General features: G+C 33.9%; 15 protein-coding genes. 11 read left to right on the forward strand and 4 right to left on the reverse strand.

Features of this window, described 5'->3' with window-relative positions; translation table 11 throughout:
• Positions 1–91 precede the first annotated feature (91 nt).
• The 7 genes from P8K68_RS05020 to P8K68_RS05050 all read left to right on the forward strand — a co-directional run bounded on the left by P8K68_RS05020 (position 92) and on the right by P8K68_RS05050 (position 7,529).
• A complete protein-coding gene (locus tag P8K68_RS05020; RefSeq protein WP_300248575.1) occupies positions 92–1,105 on the forward strand; it encodes a homocysteine S-methyltransferase family protein in 1,014 nt (337 codons plus the stop codon).
• 8 nt (positions 1,106–1,113) lie between these two features.
• A complete protein-coding gene (metH, locus tag P8K68_RS05025) occupies positions 1,114–3,789 on the forward strand; it encodes a methionine synthase (RefSeq protein ID WP_300248576.1) in 2,676 nt (891 codons plus the stop codon).
• A gap of 2 nt (positions 3,790–3,791) precedes the next feature.
• Positions 3,792–4,025: a hypothetical protein gene (locus tag P8K68_RS05030; protein WP_300248577.1), complete on the forward strand. Its 234-nt coding sequence runs from the start codon at positions 3,792–3,794 to the stop codon at positions 4,023–4,025.
• A gap of 222 nt (positions 4,026–4,247) precedes the next feature.
• Complete coding sequence (gene metF / locus P8K68_RS05035) at positions 4,248–5,204, forward strand: methylenetetrahydrofolate reductase [NAD(P)H] (protein WP_300248578.1); 957 nt, start codon at positions 4,248–4,250, stop codon at positions 5,202–5,204.
• A 34-nt stretch (positions 5,205–5,238) separates the two neighbouring features.
• Positions 5,239–6,339, forward strand: coding sequence for an acyloxyacyl hydrolase (locus P8K68_RS05040; RefSeq protein WP_300248579.1), 1,101 nt, complete (start codon positions 5,239–5,241; stop codon positions 6,337–6,339).
• Positions 6,340–6,350: 11 nt separating this feature from the next.
• Positions 6,351–6,776: a VOC family protein gene (locus P8K68_RS05045; protein WP_300248580.1), complete on the forward strand. Its 426-nt coding sequence runs from the start codon at positions 6,351–6,353 to the stop codon at positions 6,774–6,776.
• A gap of 6 nt (positions 6,777–6,782) precedes the next feature.
• Positions 6,783–7,529: a head GIN domain-containing protein gene (locus P8K68_RS05050; protein WP_300248581.1), complete on the forward strand. Its 747-nt coding sequence runs from the start codon at positions 6,783–6,785 to the stop codon at positions 7,527–7,529.
• On the opposite strand, the gene P8K68_RS05055 is transcribed toward P8K68_RS05050, so the two are convergent.
• From P8K68_RS05055 to gldA, 3 genes are all read right to left on the reverse strand, one after another.
• Positions 7,515–8,702, reverse strand: coding sequence for an acetate kinase (locus P8K68_RS05055; protein ID WP_300248582.1), 1,188 nt, complete (start codon positions 8,700–8,702; stop codon positions 7,515–7,517). The two genes, P8K68_RS05050 and P8K68_RS05055, sit on opposite strands and share 15 nt — an antisense overlap.
• Position 8,703: 1 nt before the next feature.
• Positions 8,704–10,794: a phosphate acetyltransferase gene (pta, locus tag P8K68_RS05060; protein ID WP_300248583.1), complete on the reverse strand. Its 2,091-nt coding sequence runs from the start codon at positions 10,792–10,794 to the stop codon at positions 8,704–8,706.
• Between the two features lie 165 nt (positions 10,795–10,959).
• Positions 10,960–11,856, reverse strand: coding sequence for a gliding motility-associated ABC transporter ATP-binding subunit GldA (gldA, locus tag P8K68_RS05065; protein ID WP_300248584.1), 897 nt, complete (start codon positions 11,854–11,856; stop codon positions 10,960–10,962).
• Positions 11,857–12,194: 338 nt separating this feature from the next.
• Between gldA and P8K68_RS05070 the strand changes: the two genes are divergently transcribed.
• The 4 genes from P8K68_RS05070 to P8K68_RS05085 all read left to right on the forward strand — a co-directional run bounded on the left by P8K68_RS05070 (position 12,195) and on the right by P8K68_RS05085 (position 16,466).
• Entirely contained in the window at positions 12,195–13,022 is an 828-nt protein-coding gene (locus P8K68_RS05070) for a prephenate dehydratase (protein WP_300248585.1), read from the forward strand.
• Positions 13,019–14,164 carry an aminotransferase class I/II-fold pyridoxal phosphate-dependent enzyme gene (locus P8K68_RS05075; protein ID WP_300248586.1) on the forward strand — a complete coding sequence of 382 codons (1,146 nt, stop codon included), beginning with the start codon at positions 13,019–13,021 and terminating at the stop codon, positions 14,162–14,164. Before P8K68_RS05070 ends, P8K68_RS05075 begins: the two co-directional genes overlap by 4 nt.
• 101 nt (positions 14,165–14,265) lie before the next feature.
• A complete protein-coding gene (locus P8K68_RS05080; protein ID WP_300248587.1) occupies positions 14,266–15,117 on the forward strand; it encodes a prephenate dehydrogenase in 852 nt (283 codons plus the stop codon).
• Positions 15,118–15,383: 266 nt separating this feature from the next.
• Complete coding sequence (locus P8K68_RS05085; protein ID WP_300248588.1) at positions 15,384–16,466, forward strand: bifunctional 3-deoxy-7-phosphoheptulonate synthase/chorismate mutase type II; 1,083 nt, start codon at positions 15,384–15,386, stop codon at positions 16,464–16,466.
• 70 nt (positions 16,467–16,536) lie between these two features.
• Here P8K68_RS05085 and P8K68_RS05090 read toward each other — a convergent pair whose 3' ends face one another.
• Positions 16,537–16,989, reverse strand: coding sequence for a hypothetical protein (locus P8K68_RS05090; RefSeq protein WP_300248589.1), 453 nt, complete (start codon positions 16,987–16,989; stop codon positions 16,537–16,539).
• Between the last annotated feature and the right edge of the window lie 40 nt (positions 16,990–17,029).

Here is a 17,029-nt window from a genome sequence, read left to right on the forward strand (position 1 = left end):
TTTTAAAACCTTGAAGGTGTAATAAAATTAAATATTAAAAAGAAAAGACCTATCATGTTCTAGAAATATAACTGGTCTGAAAAAGAATAACATGTCAAATATAAAACAAGCTTTAAAAGAACGAATTTTAGTTTTAGATGGCGCTATGGGCACCATGCTACAAGCTTATAAGTTCACGGAAGACGATTTTAGAGGCGAGCGCTTTAAAGATTATCCAACGCCATTACAGGGCAATAACGACTTGTTGTCTATTACGCAACCAGAAGCCATAAAAACGATTCACGGAAAATATTTTGAAGCTGGAGCAGATATTGTTGAAACCAATACGTTTTCAGGAACAACTATTGCCATGGCAGATTACCAAATGGAGGATTTGGTTTATGAATTGAATTATGAGTCGGCTAAAATAGCAAAAGAAGTTGCTGACGAATTTACAGCTAAAGAACCGCATAAACCACGTTTTGTTGCTGGATCTATTGGACCTACAAACAGAACAGCTAGTATGTCGCCAGATGTAAATGATCCTGGATATAGAGCAGTAACTTTTGATGAATTAAGAATAGCATATAAGCAACAAGTTGAAGCTTTGGTTGATGGTGGTGTCGATTTATTATTAGTTGAAACTGTTTTTGATACACTTAACGCGAAAGCTGCATTATTTGCTATTGAAGAAGTGAAAGATGAAAGAGATATAGATATACCAACCATGTTAAGTGGAACCATTACGGATGCATCAGGAAGAACACTATCTGGACAAACCGCTGAAGCTTTTTTAATTTCAGTATCCCATATTCCATTGTTGTCCGTTGGGTTTAATTGTGCTTTAGGAGCTAATTTATTACAACCCCATTTAGAGGCAATTGCGTCTAAAACAGAATTTGCAGTTTCTGCACATCCAAACGCAGGTTTACCTAATGCTTTTGGTGAGTATGATGAAACTCCAGAAGAAATGGGAGAGCAAATCGAAGAATATCTAAAGAAAAATTTAATAAATATTATTGGGGGTTGTTGTGGGACAAGTCCAGAGCATATTAGGGTTATTGCAAATATAGCTTCCAAATACAAACCGCGTCGTCATGCTGAACTAGTTTCGGCATCGCATTAAAAAGAGGAATGAAAGTTAAGCAAACAAAATACATGAAACTTTCGGGGTTAGAACCACTAATCTTGAATGAAAACAGTAATTTTATAAATGTTGGGGAGCGTACTAATGTTGCAGGCTCCCGAAAATTTCTTCGGTTAATTAAAGAAGAAAAATTTGATGAAGCTCTGGATATAGCAAGACACCAAGTAGATGGAGGTGCTCAAATTATCGATATTAATTTTGATGATGGTTTGATTGATGGTAAACAAGCCATGATTCGTTTTTTGAATTTGATAGCTGCCGAACCAGATATTTGTCGTGTACCTATTATGATTGACAGTTCTAAATGGGAAATCATTGAAGCTGGTTTGCAAGTGGTGCAAGGTAAATGTGTTGTGAATTCTATTTCACTTAAAGAAGGGGAAGACAAGTTTATTTGGGAAGCAAAGCAAATAAAACGTTACGGAGCTGCAGTGATTGTTATGGCTTTTGATGAAGTTGGGCAAGCCGATAATTACGATAGACGTATAGAAATAGCAAAACGGTCTTACGATGTTTTAGTGAATAAAGTTGGTTTTCCTTCAGAAGATATCATTTTCGATTTAAACATTTTTCCTGTAGCAACAGGTATGGACGAACACCGAAGAAACGCTATTGATTTTATAGAGGCCACACGATGGGTGCGTCAAAATTTAAAGAATGTTAGTGTGAGTGGTGGTGTGAGTAACGTATCGTTTTCGTTTAGAGGAAATAATGGCGTTCGTGAAGCGATGCACTCGGTATTTTTATATCATGCTATTCAAGCAGGTATGAATATAGGTATAGTAAATCCTGCACTTTTAGAGATTTATGATGATATTCCAAAGGATTTATTAGAGCATGTTGAAGACGTTATTTTAGATAGAAGAGACGATGCTACAGAGCGTTTACTAGATTTTGCAGAAACTGTTAAAGGCTCAAAAGTAGAAAAAGGACTGGATTTATCATGGCGAGAAAATCCACTACAGGATAGAATAACTCATGCTTTAGTAAAAGGGATAGACGCTTATATTATTGAAGATGTTGAGCAAGCAAGACAAGAAGCTAAAAAACCTATAGAAGTTATTGAAGGTCATTTAATGATTGGAATGAATGTGGTTGGGGATTTGTTTGGCGCAGGAAAAATGTTTTTACCTCAGGTAGTAAAATCTGCGCGGGTTATGAAAAAGGCAGTAGGCTATTTAAACCCGTTTATAGAAGCTGAAAAAGGCGATAAACAAGAGCCTGTTGGTAAAATATTAATGGCAACTGTAAAAGGCGATGTGCACGATATCGGTAAAAACATTGTGAGTGTAGTATTGGCTTGTAACAATTATGAAATAGTGGATTTAGGTGTTATGGTACCACCTGAAAAAATTATTGAAACAGCTATTAAAGAACGTGTGGATGCTATTGGATTATCTGGATTAATTACACCATCGCTTGATGAAATGGTATATCTGGCAAAGGAAATGCAACGTCAGAATTTTGAATTACCATTATTAATCGGAGGCGCAACAACATCTAAAGCGCACACAGCAGTAAAGATTGATACGCAGTATAACAGTGCCGTAGTACATGTAAACGATGCTTCAAGAGCAGTAACGGTTGTGGGTGATTTATTGAATAAGAAAACATCACATGAGTATGTGTCAAAAATGAAAGCGGATTATGATGAATTCCGAATTAAGTTTTTAAAACGTGGTAAAGAGAAATCATATATTTCAATTGAAGAAGCTAGAAATAGAAAATATAAAATTGATTGGGAAACTTCTGAAATTTTAAAGCCAAAGGAATTAGGTGTTCAGATTTTAAAGCAATTAAGCTTAAAAGAATTAGAACCTTTTATAGATTGGAGTCCGTTTTTTAGAAGTTGGGATTTACATGGTAAATTTCCAGATATTTTAACGGATAAAGTGGTTGGAGAGCAAGCAACAATTATGTACAATGAAGCTCAAGACATGATTCAAGACATCATAGCAAAACAACTTTTAAAACCAAAGGGTGTTTTTGGATTGTTTGAGGCAAATGCTATACATGAAGATGATATTTCTGTTCAGAAAAAAGGGAAAGAAGTAGCTGTTTTTAGAACCTTACGTCAGCAATTAAAAAAGCGTGAAGGGATTCCAAATCATGCTTTGGCAGATTTTATAGCACCAAAAGAATCAGGTAAAACGGATTATATTGGCGCCTTTTGCGTGGGTATTTTTGGAGCACAAGAATTAGCGGATGGTTATAGAGCTAAAGAAGATGATTATAATGCCATAATGGCGCAAGCCATAGCTGATCGTTTTGCAGAGGCTTTCGCTGAATATTTGCATAAGCAAGTTAGAACGAAACATTGGGGCTATGCTGCTAATGAAGATTTAACAAACAATGATTTAATTAAAGAAAGTTATAAAGGCATTCGTCCTGCACCGGGGTATCCTGCGTGTCCTGATCATTTAGAAAAGGAAACGATTTGGGAATTGCTAGAGGTTGAAAAGCTAATTGGAGTAAAACTAACCGAGAGTTTAGCCATGTGGCCAGCAGCTGCAGTTTCGGGTTATTATTTTGGTAATCCGGAAGCTAAATATTTTGGTTTAGGTAAAATTACCGACGACCAAGTAACGGATTATGCAACTAGAAAAGGCATCACTAAAGACAAGGCTAGAAAGTGGTTACATCCAACACTTGCAGAACAATAGTTATGAAGTTTATAGAGTTAACTTTAGGTAGTTATATTATATCTCATGGATATGATAATAAAAATAAAGAAGCATTACAACACGTTCATTCGGAAACATTTTCGAAAAAATTAGTTGCTATTTCTAGAATAAAATCTGTAAGCGAAAAATATATTTTAACGGATTATGTTGACGGCAGATGGATTTATTGGGAGTATAAAGAGGATTTCGAAGATGTGAAAAGACTATTGGGTTAGTAGTCCCTGCGTTAGGGATTGAACGGTTTGTTTGAGCTCCCCGACATAGGAGGGAGCGAGTAGTGAAAGCCCGACCCTTGTGGTAACGCCCAAAGAATAAATTTAAAAAAGAAGTTATTTGTGCCTTAATTACCTAGAGCATAAAAAAAATAAATAATTAATAACAAATACACTTACCCGCCCGAGTAAGAGTTCCCCATTTGGGGTAAGGGGGCTTGTAGTATGAAAGTAACAGATCACATAAAAAACGCTAACGATAAAACTTTGTTTTCTTTTGAAGTTATACCACCTAAAAAGGGAAAGAATATCCAGGATTTATATAATAATATAGATCCGTTAATGGAGTTTAAACCACCATTTATTGATGTAACAACCTCCCGTGAAGAGTATGTTTATATTGATAAAGGTAATGGCCTATTAGATAAACGAATTACCCGTATGCGACCCGGTACTGTAGGGATTTGTGCTTCGATTATGCATAAATATAAAGTAGATGCTATTCCGCATTTATTATGTGGTGGATTTACCAGAGAGGAGACTGAATATGTCTTGGTTGATTGCCATTATTTAGGATTGGATAATGTAATGGCACTGCGTGGTGATTCGATGAAAGAGGAGGCTTATTTTACACCCTGCGAAGGTGGTCATGCCTATGCAAGTCAGTTGGTAGAGCAAATTGCAACATTGAATAGAGGTAAATATTTGCATGATGATATTGTTGTTGAAAGTAATTCTGATTTTTGTATTGGGGTGGCTGGGTATCCTGAAAAACACATGGAAGCACCATCATTAGCTACCGATTTAAAACGACTAAAAGCTAAGGTAGATGCTGGTGCTGATTATGTGGTAACTCAAATGTTTTTTGATAATAATAAGTATTTTGAGTTTGTAAAACAAGCGAGGGCTTTGGGTATTAAAGTGCCGATAATTCCAGGAATTAAGCCTATTGCTGTTAAGCGCCATTTGCAATTATTACCACAAGTATTTAAAATTGATTTGCCAGAAGATTTAATTGATGCAGTTGAGGGATGTAAAGATAATAAAGCCGTAAGACAGGTAGGTATTGAGTTTGCAATTCAGCAATCTAAAGAATTGAGGGCAGCAGGAGTGCCTGTGTTGCATTATTATTCTATGGGTAAGAGTGATAATGTAAAAGCCATTGCTGAGGCTTTATTTTAAATATTCTGTTACATTTGTGGTACGTAATCCCTATATGAAATTAGTTTACACCTATGTGTTTTGTTTAATTTTTGCAGTTGCTTTTGCACAAGACAAAACGCACTCGTCTTATTTTGATGTTAATTATTATAAGGGCAATATTGCGCTTCACAATAACGAAATTCTTCATTTGATAACTGGGCATCCAGAGGGTGTTATTTTAAGTTGGAATAAAAAAACCTATGGTTTTGAAGATTGGGAACAGCGTTTTAATTATCCAGATTATGGTGTCTCGTTTGCTTATCAAGGTATGAAAAGCCCTGTTTTAGGGAATAATTACTCGCTATATGCTCATTATAATTTTTACTTTTTAAACCGTAATTTGATGTTTCGTATAGGTCAAGGAATAGGGTATAATACCAATCCGTATCATAGAGAAACTAACTTTAAAAATGTAGCATTTGGTACTAAATTTGGAAGTAGTACATATGTGATGCTTAATTATAAAAAGGAACGTATTATTGATAGGTTTGGTGTACAGGCAGGGTTTTCACTGATTCATTATTCTAATGCCAATGTGAAATCGCCAAACAATGGTACAAACTCTATAACTTTTAATGTTGGTCTTAATTATAATTTGGAGGCTACTGATTTAGAATACCAAAATACCTTAGATAAAAAAGCAGACCAAGATTTTTCTGAATCTATTAAGTATAATTTAGTTTTTAGAACGGGAATTAATGAAAGTGATATTGTAGGTAGCGGACAATATGCGATGTATGTGCTTTCTGCTTATGCAGATAAAAGAATTAATAAAACAAGTGCCTTACAATTAGGTGCGGATATTTTCTTTTCAAATTTTTTAAAAGAGCTTATTTTTTATCAAAGTGTTGCTTTTCCTGAGAGAGGTTTGTCGGGAAATGAAGACCACAAAAGGATTGGTGTTTTTGCTGGCCATGAACTTTTTATTAATAAAACATCCTTAATAACGCAACTGGGATACTATATATATTATCCATTTGATTTTGAAGGACAAACTTACGCTAGGATAGGGTTGAAACGTTATTTTTCAAAAAAGTGGTTTGGTGCTTTAACTCTTAAAGCGCATGGAGCGAAAGCTGAAGGTGTTGAATTTGGATTAGGTGTAAGGTTATAATTCAAATAATTATGGAACAAAGATTAACAATTGTAACGCTAGGGGTAAATGATTTAAAAATTGCATCTGATTTTTATGAAAATAAATTTGGATGGAAGAAAACAAAATCTAGTAATGAGCACATTGTTTTTTTTCAATTGAATGGTATCCTTTTATCGTTGTATCCACGAAAAAAATTAGCAGATGATGCGAACGTAAGTGTTGAAGGGTCGGGTTTTGAAGGGTTAACTTTGGCTTATAATACCAGAACAAAAGAAGATGTTGATGAATTAATCGAAACCCTTGAAAACAAAGGTGTTAAAATTGTGAAACGACCAGAAGATGCAGTGTGGGGAGGTTATAGTAGCTATGTTGCTGATATGGATGATAATCTTTGGGAAATTGCTTTTAATCCTTTTTTATCTTTAGATGAAAACGGAAATACATCAGAAGAATAAACTTAAATGAAAAGTTTGAAATACATAGTTTTATTTTTTTTAATTATCGCTTGCGATAGTGAAGATACTGGTGATTGTTTTCAAAAGGCAGGCAGTGTTATTCAACAGGAAATTGCCCTTTCTAGTTTTGATAAAATTCTGGTAAATAGAGATATTGAGTTAGTGATTAAGGAAGGGGTTGCTCAAAGCGTTATTATAGAAACAGGAAAGAATTTGATTAATGATGTGATTACTGAGGTTGTTGACGGCAGACTAATTTTAACTGATAACAATACATGCAACTATGTTAGAGATTATGGAATTACAAAAGTATATATAACATCGCCAAATATTACTGAAATAAGAAGTTCTACACAATATGATGTTAGTTCTGATGGGGTTTTAACCTATCCGAGTTTAACTGTTTTATCTGAGGATTTTGGTGCTCCTGGAACATTTAACATAGGAGATTTTAGGTTACAAATAGACAATGCAAGTTTCAGTTTAGTATTTAATAATCTGTCTGTTTGTTACATTTCTGGGGAGACAGATAATTTGAGTGTGACATTTGCAGCAGGAACCTCTCGATTTGAAGGACGAAATTTAATAGCCCAAAATGTTTTTGTTATAAATAGAGGTTCAAATGATATGATTGTAAATCCGCAACAAGAAATTAAAGGTAGAATTTCTGGAATTGGAAATGTTATTTCTGTAAATACACCTCTAATTATTGATGTAGAAGAAGTCTACAGAGGACGATTAGTTTTTGAATAATGCTACAGACTGTTTTGCAATTTCTAATTCTTCATCCGTAGGAATTATTAATACTTTTACTTTTGATGTTTCAGTACTAACAACCGTTAATTTGTCTGGTCTTACTTTGTTTTTTTCTGTGTCTAAAGTAATGCCCAAATAATCTAAGTCTTCGCAAATGCGTTGTCTCATTTCAGGAGAGTTTTCTCCAATTCCGGCAGTAAAAACAATAGCATCTAATCCGTTTAAAATAGCGGTATAGCTTCCTATATATTTCTTTATACGATATGCATTCATTTGTAATGCTAACTGACAATTTTTATTGCCTTCTTCAGCTTCAGATAGAATATCTCTTAAATCACTAAACCCTGTTAATCCTAACATCCCACTTTTCTTTTGAAGAATGTCATTAATTTCATCTAAGCTGTAATTAAATTTTTTTGCTAAATGAAAGATTAAAGACTGATCAATGTCACCAGAACGTGTTCCCATGATTAATCCATTAACAGGAGAAAAACCTAGTGTGTGGTCGATACTTTTTCCATCTTTAACAGCGGTCATGCTGCACCCATTTCCTAAATGGATAGTTATAATTTTTGAATGTTGTTTGCCTAAATATGCAATAGCTTTTTCTGAAACGAATTTATGACTAGTGCCATGAAATCCATACATACGAATATGGTGTTTTTCTAAAAATTCATTAGGTATGGCATATTTATAAGCATGTTCTGGTATGGTTTGATGGAATGCTGTATCAAAAACGGCGACTTGTTTTGCGTTTGGAAATATCGCTTCAGCAACCTCAATTCCTTCTAAATTGGCAGGGTTGTGTAAAGGTGCTAAGCTTGAAAGTGCTTTGATTTTATCTTTTACAGTTGGAGTAATCTCAGTAGTATCAGTAAAATGTTTACCGCCATGAACCACACGATGTCCAACAATTTCAATGGCATCAGCAGATTTGATAATGCCTGTTTCTTTATCTAATAATTGTTTCGATAATAATTCTAACCCTACTTTATGGTTTGGTATAGCTTGTACAACTTCAATAGTGTCTTTTTTAGTTTTGAATTTGAATTTAGCGTCATCAAATCCAATACGCTCAATTAAACCAGAACAAAGAATGGTTTTTTCTGGCATTGAAAACAGTTGAAACTTTAGTGACGAACTTCCTGAGTTTAAAACAAGTACTTGCATATTAAAAGTCTTGAGCTTGAATTGCGGTTATAATTACGGTACTGTAAATGTCATCAGCAGTACAACCTCTACTTAAATCGTTTACGGGTTTATTTAATCCTTGTAGCATTGGCCCAATAGCTAATGCACCTGTTTCTCGTTGTACAGCTTTGTAAGTGTTGTTTCCAGTATTTAAATCAGGGAAAATTAAAACACTAGCTTGTCCTGCAACCTCAGAGTCTGGTAATTTACTTTTTCCGATGCGCATATCTACCGCAGCATCATATTGTATAGGACCTTCAATTTTAATTTGAGGAGCTAGTTTTTTGACTATTTCTGTTGCTTCTCTTACGCGCTCTACATCTTCACCTTTTCCAGAAGCACCAGAAGAATAGGATAACATCGCTACTTTAGGCTCTACACCAAAATCTTGAGCGGTTTTTGCTGATGAAATCGCTATTTCTGCTAACTGTTCTGCATTGGGGTTTGGATTGATTGCACAATCTCCAAAAATAGAAACGCGATCTTCTAGACACATAAAGAATACTGATGATACAATATTAACTCCAGGTTTTGTTTTTATGAATTGTAATGCTGGACGTAACGTGTGTGCCGTAGTATGTACAGCACCAGAAACCATACCGTCTGCATGACCTTTATAAATCATCATGGTAGCGAAGTACGATACGTCTGACATGGTGTCTCGAGCCATATCTAAATTGATGTTTTTATGCTTCCTTAACTCGTAAAATGTATTTACATAATCTTCAAAGTGAGGCGATTTTTGAGGAGAAATAATATTGACATCCTTTAAGTTTAAAGGGATATCTAATTTTTCAACGGTTTCACTTATTTCTTCTTCATTACCTATTAAAGTTAAATCGACTACTTGAGCATCAATTAATCTGGCAGCGGCACGCAGGACACGTTCATCATTACCTTCCGGTAAAACAATGTGCTTTTTGTTTTTTAAAGCACGTTGTAATAAGTTGTACTGAAACATTCTTGGTGTAAATATATCAGATTCGAATGTAATTAAGTCATTAGCCAATTTATCCGTATCAACATGTTTTTCAAACGTTGCGATGGAGGTCTCAATTTTTTCAATATTTTCAGCGTAAATCCTAGATTTTATTTTACCAATTTCATTGGCTACCAAGAAGGTGCCACCTTTTACACTTATGATTGGAACTATGCTTGAAAGTCCTTCTATCAATTTTAAAATAGATTCTTCAGGCAACAATCCACCAGTTAAAACAATTCCAGAAATTTTCGGATAATTTTTGGAAATATTAGCCTGAAGTGAACCTAAAATAATATCGGCTCTGTCTCCCGCAGTTATTACCAAGCAATCGTCTTTTAATTGAATTAGATAATTGCGAAGTTGCATGGTAGCTACGTTAAAACTGTCAACTTGGTTATTTATCATGTCACGCCCAAAAAGAATATTGCCTTTTAGTTTTCTTACAATTTCCTTAACTGTAGGGCTTGCAAGACTGCTAATTTTAGGTATTACAGTAATATCAGTATTTCCCTTGATACGTTCTTTTAAAAGCTCTTTAAGGGTTTCAATATCTACAGGATTAATCTTATTGGTCATTATAGAAAGTACATCAACTTCCTCTTTAAAGGTGTCGTGTGCTAACTGAACGTTGTCGACAATTTCATTTAACGGTTTTCCATCACCTTGAGAAACAATAATAACAGGTAATCCTAAATTTTTTGAAATTAACATGTTAATATCTAATTCAAGGCTAGAATTTTCATGAGAGAAATCGGTGCCTTCAACTAAAACGATATCAAATTTTTCCTCTAAATTTTTATATTTCTTAATGATGTGATCTATAACATCACCAGACTTTCCTTTATTATATAAATCTAAAACTTCACTTCTGGTGTATGCAAAGGTTTTTTTATAATTAATATCAATTTCAAAATAGGATACCACGGTATTTATGTGGTTATCGGTTTCGCCTTCTTTTGTGTCTTCTATAATGGGCCTAAAATATCCCACTTTTGCAGTTTTACCTAACAACATTCGCATTAGTCCAAGAACAACAATAGATTTACCACTATTAGGTTCAATGGTTGCAACATAAATTCCTTTACTCATCTTTAGTTTTTAAGGTCATACAAATATAGGTCTTTAACTGCTTTTTGTAAAGACATATACCTTGCATTTAGTATTTAATAATACAAAATTAGTATCTTAAAGTGGTCATGAAGATGATATTTGTCATACTTGATTAAAAAACTAAAAAATCTAAAAAAATGATAGTTATTTTATAGTTAAATCTCTAAACAAACTTTCTAAACTCGTATTCTTTTGATTCAGTTGCAAAATCTTCAATTGATTATCATGAGCGAAATCAAAAACGTAAGAGCGCATGTCTTCTGAGGTTTTAAACGTTATTTCGTAAACAAAATCGTGAGTATTCACAACTTTTTTAGCTTTAGGAAGTTTAAGTAAAAAGGCTTCTTCAATACGATAATCGAACTCAACAATCACCACCTGTTCTTTTTCATCTCTAAGGTCTTTCAGTTTTTTATCGGCAACTATTTCACCTTTATTTATTATGATAACGCGGTCGCACATCGCTTCAACCTCTTGCATGATATGTGTTGAAAGAAATACCGTTTTTGTTTTTCCTATGGATTTGATAAGATTTCTAATGTCTACTAATTGGTTTGGATCTAAACCTGTAGTTGGTTCATCTAAAATTAAAACTTCAGGATTGTGTAATAAGGCAGTTGCTAAACCCACCCGCTGACGATAGCCTTTTGAGAGTTGACTAATTTTTTTGTGAGCTTCTGGAGTTAAGCCCGTTAATTCAACAACGTCATCAATACGTTGCTTACTTACTCCATATATTTTTGCGTTAAATGCTAAATACTCTTTAACATAGTGTTCTAAATATAAAGGATTGTGCTCTGGAAGGTAGCCAACGCTTTGTTGTACTTCTTTTGAATTGGTATCTACATGATAACCATTTACTTTGGCATGTCCTTCATTAACCTTTAAGTAGGTGGTTAAAATCTTCATCATTGTTGATTTTCCTGCACCATTCGGACCTAAAAAACCAACAATTTCTGGTTTGTCAATTTTAAAAGATACCTTGTTTAAGGCTCTTTGATTGCCATAAATTTTTGATACCCCTTCAACTTCAATAGACATATTTAAAATAATTTGTTCAAAAATAAATGATTATCCAATGTAATATAAGATTTACTATAGAATCTTTAAAACTTTTCAGAAAATAAAAAAAAAGGTTTTATTGTATTTTGATTTCTTAAAATAATAATTACTTTAGCCACTCAATTATTACAATGACAAAAGGTTATACATATTTTAGCAATTGGTTTTATTTCTTTTTTAGCAAAAGGATCGAGACATTGTATGTGTAATTTATAACTATAAATTAAAATATGAGTCTCGATGAAAATCGAGACTTTTTTTGTTTTACTGGTAATACATTGAATTTATATATAAAAAATAGGATTAAAAGTTAAATTTTGATAAAAACAGTAGCTATACAAGGTGTAAAAGGATCATTCCATCACATAGTGTCTCAGGAGTTTTTTAATAAACCTGTTGATTTTATTGAGTGTATGACGTTTGATAGGGTTGTAGATTCTTTAATTACTAAAGAGTGTGATGCTGCTATTATGGCTTTAGAGAATTCTATTGCCGGTTCTATAATCCCTAACTATGCATTAATTGATAAATACGATTTACATATTGTAGGGGAACATTATTTAGATATCCAGCATAATTTAATGGTATTACCAAATCAAAGTATTGCGGATATTAAGGAAGTGTATTCGCACCCCATGGCGTTATTGCAATGTAAAGAGTTTTTTAAATTGCACCCGCACATTAAATTAGTTGAAGATAAAGATACTGCCGAAGTAGCACAACGGATTCAACAGAAACAACTTAATGGTATTGGCGCTATTGCTAGTGTTGCTGCTGCTGAGATTTTTGAGTTAGATATTTTGGCTCGCAGTATTCAGACGATTAAGCATAATGAAACCCGTTTTGTAATCGTTAAACGTACAAATTCTGAAGTACCAGAAAATGAAATAAATAAGGCTTCAATGAAATTTGAAGCGAACCATAAACGCGGAAGTCTCGCTACTATTTTAAATGTAATGAGCGATTGTAAGTTGAATTTAACAAAAATTCAATCGTTGCCAATTGTTGAAACACCATGGAAGTATGCCTTTTTTGTTGATGTTACTTTTGAAAGGTATGAAGATTTTAAAAAAGCAAAATCGATTATTGAAATTATGGGAGAAGGTTTTAAAGTTTTAGGAGAATATAAAAATGCAAAGTTATGATTGAGGCAGCTAACAGATTGCAAACGGTGGAAGAATACTACTTTTCAAAAAAATTAAGAGAAGTAAATTTGCTTATTGCAAGTGGTAAGCCTGTTATTAATTTAGGTATTGGTAGTCCAGATATGCAACCACCAAAAAAGGTGTTATCTGCTATTTCAGCAAGTTTTGAGAATCCTATTGCTCATAAATATCAGAGTTATCAGGGGCTTCCAGAACTTAGAAATGCTATTGCTCGTTTTTATAAAACACATTTTTCTGTAAACCTAAGTGCAGGTACAGAGATTTTACCTTTAATGGGAAGTAAGGAAGGTATTATGCATATTTCTATGGCTTACTTAAATGAAGGCGACGAAGTGCTAATTCCAAACCCAGGATATCCAACATATCAATCGGTAACCAAATTGGTTGGTGCAAAAGGAGTACTTTATGAATTGGATGCCGCGAACAATTGGATGCCAGATTTTAATGCTTTAGAAAAATTAGATTTAAGTAAAGTTAAGTTAATGTGGGTTAATTATCCGCATATGCCAACAGGAGCAAAACCTAATAAATTTGTGTTTGAAGAATTGGTTGCTTTTGGAAAACGTCATAATATTTTAATTGTAAATGATAATCCATATAGTTTTATATTAAACGATGCGCCTAAAAGTATTTTAAGTGTTGCAGGTGCTAAAGATGTGTGTTTAGAATTGAATTCTTTAAGCAAAACGTTTAATATGGCAGGTTGGCGTGTAGGCATGGTAGTGGGAGCAAGCGAGCATATTAATAATATTTTAAAAGTAAAAAGTAATATGGATTCGGGTATGTTTTATGGCATACAAAAAGGCGCTATTGAAGCTTTAAAATGTTCAAACATGTGGTTTGCTACATTAAATAATGTGTATCAAGAACGCAGAAAATTAGTATGGCAATTAGCCGATGCACTAAATTGTACTTACGATAAGGAAGCTTCGGGACTTTTTGTTTGGGCAAAATTACCAGCATATTTAAAGTCTGAAGAGTTTATAGATTTAGTACTGAAAGAGAACCATATTTTTATTACACCTGGAACCATTTTTGGAACTAAAGGTGAAGGTTATATTAGGTTTTCTTTATGCGCATCAACAGAAGCTTTGGAGGAAGCGATAGCAAGAGTTACATAGAGTTGGCAGTTTCAGTTTTCTGTAGTTATGAATAAAAAAGTAAAAAAACATTAAAAACACCCGAGTAAGAGTTTTCCCTTTTGGGGGGCTAGGGGCTTGTTATGAAAAATATATACGCCATAGGAGTTGGATTAATAGGAGGAAGTCTTGCTATTGATATCAAAAAGAATAATCCGGATGTTATTATTCATGGTATTAGTAGAAAAGATGCTACGCTTAATACGGCTTTGGAGTTAGGTTTAATTGACAAAAAGGCGACTTTAGATGATCTTGGACAAGCTGATTTGGTGATTGTTTCCATTCCTGTTGATGCAACGGTGAAATTATTGCCAACTATTTTAGATAAAATATCTGATACAGGTTTGGTGGTTGATGCAGGGTCGACTAAAGAAGCTATTTGTAAGGCTGTTGAAAATCATCCTAAAAGAAGAAATTTTTTAGCGATGCATCCTATTGCTGGAACAGAACATTCTGGACCAACAGCGGCTATTGAAGGTTTGTTTAAAGGCAAAACGAATATTATTTGTGAGGTTGAAAAAACAACATTTAAGCTTCAAGAAAAGGCATTAAAGTTGTTTACAGATATTGGGATGCGTATTCGTTATATGAATCCTGTAGACCATGATAAGCATATTGCTTATGTTTCCCATTTATCACACATTAGTGCATTTATGCTAGGAAAAACGGTAATTGAAAAGGAGCGAAACGAACGTGATATTTTTGATATGGCTGGTAGTGGATTTGCTTCTACGGTGCGTTTGGCTAAGAGTTCGCCCGAAATGTGGACACCAATTTTTAAGCAGAATAAGGCTAATGTTGTTGAAACCTTAGAAGAATATATTAGTAATCTTACTCATTTTAAGGAGTTAATGAAAAATGATAACTTTGACGCGATTTTTAATGAGATGAAAAACACCAACCATATAAAAGATATTTTGAATGGTATAATATAGAAGGCTCCACCTAACCTCTCCAAAGGGGAGGAATGGTTTGCGCAAAATTACTCTGAATATGTTTGGAGTATGAGTTCCCCTCCTTGGAGGGGTTAGGGGTGGGTTTTTGCGTTAGGGATTGAACGGCATGTTTGAGCTCCCCGACTTTTTAGGAGGGAGCGAGTAGTGAAAGCCCGACCCTTGTGGTAACGCCCAAATTAAGAGAAATAAATAGTAAAAAATAAATAGTAAACGTAATAGCTTTAGTGGCTTAATATTAAGTAAAAATGGAAAACACAAAAAAAATGAGAACCTGGTTAGATGATTTAAACTTAGATCATCCGTTAGTAATAGCAGGTCCGTGTAGCGCAGAAACTGAAGAGCAAGTATTAAAAATTGCTCACGAATTGAAGGATACCGATGTAAGCTATTTTAGAGCTGGGATTTGGAAACCAAGAACACGTCCAGGGAATTTTGAAGGTGTTGGAGCATTAGGCTTAAAATGGTTGCAAAAAGTAAAGGCAGAAACGGGAATGAAAGTGTGCACGGAAGTTGCCAATGCCGCCCACGTAAAATTAGCTTTAGAGCATGATATTGATTTATTATGGATTGGTGCACGTTCTACAGTGTCTCCTTTTATCATGCAAGAGATTGCTGAAGCTTTAAAAGGTACAGATAAACCTGTTTTAGTTAAAAATCCAGTGAATCCAGATTTAGCCTTATGGTTAGGTGGTATTGAAAGAATTTATAGTTCTGGAGTTAAAAATATAGGGGCTATCCATAGAGGGTTTTCTACTTATGCAAAAACAAAGTATCGTAATACTCCAGAATGGCAATTAGCAATTGAGTTTCAAAATAAATATCCTGATATTCCTTTAATTAACGATCCGTCGCATATTACTGGTAAGAGAGATATGATTCACGAAGTGTCTCAGGAGGCTTTAGATTTAAATTTTGATGGCTTGATGATTGAAACACATTACGATCCGGATAATGCTTGGAGTGATGCTGCACAACAGGTTACACCTGCTACTTTAGTTCAAATTATGAAAGATTTAAAAATTAGAAAAGAAAGTAATTCTGAGGAGGAATATACAAAAACGTTGAATACCTTAAGAGCTCAGATTGATGTAGTAGATAATCAGATTATCGATTTACTAGGTAAGCGTATGCAAGCTGCTGATGGAATTGGCGAACTCAAGAAAAGTAAAAATGTTGCTGTTTTACAATCTAAACGTTGGAACGAGATATTAGGTAAAATGGTTTTAGAGGGAGAGCAACATGGCTTAAGTGAAGAGTTTATCTTGAGAATGTTTAAAGCGGTTCATCAAGAATCGATTAATCATCAAGAGAAAGTAATTAATGGATAGTAGCTATTAATTTTTTGACATAAAAAAGCCTCGCAATTGCGAGGTTTTTTTTATTTCAGAATAAGAAAAACTATTGCTTATTTCTTTTAAAAAGGTAACGTGTTATAAAAATACCTTGTCCGTCTCCTTTTCCACCTTCGCTTTCAACACCGCTCGTTACAAAAGCTAATTCCCAGCCTTCTTCAATCATGGTATTTATTTTGGATTCTATTATCGCATCATTTGCTGCAATATTTTGAAAACGGATACCGCCAATATTATAAAAGTTTAATAATTTGGTTTCGTCAAAACCTTTAACTCTTATTTCTCCACGTTTAGATTTGTTACGTCCATTATCATCTTCGGTTTGGGTAGATGTAAACTCTTTGTAATCTTTCTGATCATTGGCACTAATAATTCTAGAGCGTCCTAATCCATTAGGAACAATAGATTCTACACTTGTTACTACTTTGTACTCTACTTGAGCGTTTGTATCAATGAAAGTCAATAAAGAAATGGCTAATACAATAAATAATTTTTTCATGTTGTTGATGTTTTTATAATTTGACAACTAATATACCTAT

Origin of the sequence: Algibacter sp. (genome assembly GCF_029245835.1) — a bacterium.
Taxonomy (GTDB): Bacteria; Bacteroidota; Bacteroidia; order Flavobacteriales; family Flavobacteriaceae; genus Algibacter_B.